Genomic DNA, 2,682 nt, shown 5'->3' with positions numbered 1-2,682 from the left:
ACAGGTGGTCCTCTGCTGATCTACGGTGTGGCGACAACTCTCGTCGCCGGCGGTCTGGCTTGGATCAATTTTTCCGTCGTCGCTAACGTCTACGCGGGGTTTCTGACGGATTTGCGCGAAGGACGAGAGCCTGCCTTGAAAGGGACAAGGAAGATCGTAGCAAAGGCCACATTTTGGATTACGCCCATCGTGGCGATCGGATCTCTGATGCTGTTCCTCGTCGCAGCCGTAAAGGCCGCAAACGTATTATAACTCTCCCGCTTGCCAAATATTGAATATTAGCTGATGCTCACTTCGCCTTGTGGGAGGGGCTGGGGGATGAATAAGCGCGCCGTTGCGACTGTTGTCGGCCTGGCAATATTGGCCGGATGCCAGTCAACGCCACAGTCTCAATTCCCCCCGACACAGCCCGCAAGCTTCCCGCCAGCGCCGGCCGCACCATCAGAAACCTATCGGCCATATGCTTTGCCGGCCAGCGATGTTGAGGTCGTGAAGCGCTACGTCACGGAGTCTTTGAAAGACCCGGGCAGCGCGATGTTTGGCAACATCGTCGGATCGATATCGGACAAGGGCGTCGTGAGCGCCTGCGGCTACGTGAACGCCAAGAACAGCTATGGAGGCTATGCCGGTCAGACGCCATTTGTCGGGGTTTTGGCGACGAACACCTCAGATCAGCGCGTGTTCGCGGTTTCCGGCATGGGCGGCACTAGCAACGAAACCACTGCAGTAATGATGCTTTGCCAGCAACAAGGGATAGCTATTTGAGAGGGTGAACATGGCTGATGATATTTATGTGCAGGCCTATCGGAAGGGTGGCGGCCGGAGGGGCGGACTGAAGGCGGTCAACGACCTGATCAATCAACTCCCGTCTGCCGCTGATCGGGTTCGCATCATGGAACATCTTGCCAATACCGCCCTGTGGGAGATCAAGTGGCACCACACCTCTCAGGAAGGCGTCAAGCACAGGGATGATGGCTTTGTGAAAGCTTACCTGGGCGATGACGAGGGTGACTCATGAGGGTCAAGTGTCCGAATTGCTCGCTGAGCGCCAATGTCCAGATTACCGGATCGAATAGGTTCTCGATCGAATTGCCAAGCTTCATGGCCAGCACTTGTCCGGTGCTGAAAGAGCGGCTCCAGGCGAAGGGCTCTCTGAAGGGCGCTGAAATGGATTGCGAGCATCTGAACAATGCCGCGGCCGATGCCGTGGAGGATGTCCGGCGCGGGCGCCGATAGCAGGCCACCAGCGCGCTTCTTGCTGGCCGCTGTCCTACGCCGCTCTTGCCTCGATCGCCCTCTGGCGGGCTTCCCTGGCCAGCGCTCTGGCATGGCTTGAGTGCTGGTCCATTGCCGGGCAGTATCGGCTATGCCGAAGACACCCGAACCGGAAGTCGTATCGATCACTGCCTCTGACGTGCTGTCCCTCAAGATCGACGGAGCGGCAACCGTCAAGATCATCTTCGCCTGCCTGATCATCCCGGACACGTCGGCTGCTGAGGACACCCTTGTGCGCTCCACGGCCGCAGTCTGGGAAGTGGTGGTCGATAGCCTTACAAGGAAGTGGGACGCCCACGCGCTGTCTTCTCGCCAATGGGAAGAGCTCGTGGCCGGCGCGTTCAAGCGTGACGGGTTTGACGAGGTCATTCTGACTCCGGCCAGCCATGATTATGGGCTCGACGTGATTGCCACCAAGCACACGTTGGGGACGGTCAAGATCATCGGATCCGTGAAAGCATACAAGGAAGGGCTGTTGGTCGACTATGACGCCATTGCGCGCTTAGCGTTGGCGATCCTCTCCGAGAACGACGTCTCGAAGGGCTATGTTCTGACGACGTCCGACTTCCCTCCCCTGGTTGCCCAAGACCGCTATATCGGCCCGCTGCTCAGCCAGAAGCGGCTCGAACTGATCAACGGTGATCAGCTTCGGACCTGGCTGCAGAAGGTGAAGGCCAATCCATAGGGCCCCGCCACCAGCGCGCGTTTCCTCTCGCCGCTGTCCTACACCTGAAACTCGTCCGGTGTGCTCTGGCGCTTCCCGCTCGCCTGAATTTGGGCAAGTATCCGGGCTTGGGCTGCAATGCGCACTCGATCGAGCGCTTCCTGCTGTGCGCGCTCTCGCTCGCGCCGGTAGACCTCGGGCAATGGCGGATGATCGGCCGGCGGCTTGCGCATGCACCACTTCTCGCCGCGGTAGCCCCAATGATCGAGCCCGACCAACGTGCTTCCATCCCAATAGGTCGTAGTGTTCAGCTTGGGATGGTGGAGGCGAATGGCCGCCCACCAAACCTTTTCGATGTCATGGTCGCCTGGCCCTTTCGCCCGAGGCGTCCAGCCCTTCCCGGGCCGCTCGGTCAGTTCGCTATCGCGCATGCCGCGGTGTCTCAGTTGAATTTTCAGAATTGCGGGAAGCCAGTGCTTGGTCGGTGATCAGCCGGGCCAGATGATCGCGGCTCAGGCTCAACGTCTCTCTCAGAAACCATAAGAAGTTGCGCGGCCCTTCCGTCGGCAAGCCAGATTCCTCCGCCTGAGTGATTGTCCCGCGCTGGCGCTCTATTCGCGCCTCAATCTCGCGAATGTTTTGCTCGACCCGAGCTATGTCGTCGTCGATGGTCATGCATCATCCCCTGCGCTTGGGTCGACACTACCAAACCGGTGGAATGTAACCAACCGTGATATTCATGC

Annotated in this window: 7 protein-coding genes; 5 read left to right on the top strand and 2 right to left on the bottom strand. The window is 59.2% G+C overall.

All coding sequences use genetic code 11. The annotated features are described in order from the left end of the window. From EOA27_RS41060 to EOA27_RS31050, 5 genes are all read left to right on the top strand, one after another. On the top strand, nt 1-252 hold a 252-nt coding region (locus tag EOA27_RS41060; protein ID WP_189562165.1), incomplete at its 5' end, for a hypothetical protein. 66 nt (nt 253-318) lie between these two features. Beyond that, nucleotides 319-765, top strand: coding sequence for a hypothetical protein (locus EOA27_RS31065; RefSeq protein WP_127258052.1), 447 nt, complete (start codon nt 319-321; stop codon nt 763-765). Between the two features lie 10 nt (nt 766-775). Then, on the top strand, nt 776-1,018 hold the full coding sequence (locus EOA27_RS31060; protein WP_127258050.1) for a hypothetical protein: 243 nt from the start codon (nt 776-778) through the stop codon (nt 1,016-1,018). After that, on the top strand, nt 1,015-1,236 hold the full coding sequence (locus tag EOA27_RS41055; RefSeq protein ID WP_127258048.1) for a hypothetical protein: 222 nt from the start codon (nt 1,015-1,017) through the stop codon (nt 1,234-1,236). The genes EOA27_RS31060 and EOA27_RS41055 overlap by 4 nt, the downstream gene beginning before the upstream one ends. A gap of 130 nt (nt 1,237-1,366) precedes the next feature. Beyond that, nucleotides 1,367-1,960 (top strand): restriction endonuclease, encoded by a 594-nt coding sequence (locus EOA27_RS31050; protein ID WP_127258046.1) that lies wholly within the window; start codon nt 1,367-1,369, stop codon nt 1,958-1,960. Between the two features lie 38 nt (nt 1,961-1,998). Here EOA27_RS31050 and EOA27_RS31045 read toward each other — a convergent pair whose 3' ends face one another. Both EOA27_RS31045 and EOA27_RS31040 read right to left on the bottom strand, forming a co-directional pair. Beyond that, the gene (locus EOA27_RS31045) at nt 1,999-2,370 is read right to left on the bottom strand and encodes a hypothetical protein (RefSeq protein ID WP_127258044.1); all 372 of its coding nucleotides are present in this window, start codon (nt 2,368-2,370) and stop codon (nt 1,999-2,001) included. Beyond that, nucleotides 2,360-2,614: a hypothetical protein gene (locus tag EOA27_RS31040; protein ID WP_127258042.1), complete on the bottom strand. Its 255-nt coding sequence runs from the start codon at nt 2,612-2,614 to the stop codon at nt 2,360-2,362. The genes EOA27_RS31045 and EOA27_RS31040 overlap by 11 nt, the downstream gene beginning before the upstream one ends. Between the last annotated feature and the right edge of the window lie 68 nt (nt 2,615-2,682).

Origin of the sequence: Mesorhizobium sp. M2A.F.Ca.ET.037.01.1.1 (genome assembly GCF_003998075.1) — a bacterium.
Lineage (GTDB): Bacteria > Pseudomonadota > Alphaproteobacteria > Rhizobiales > Rhizobiaceae > Mesorhizobium.
Note: the sequence above shows the minus strand (reverse complement) of the source record. Positions and strands in the feature narration are given on the sequence as shown.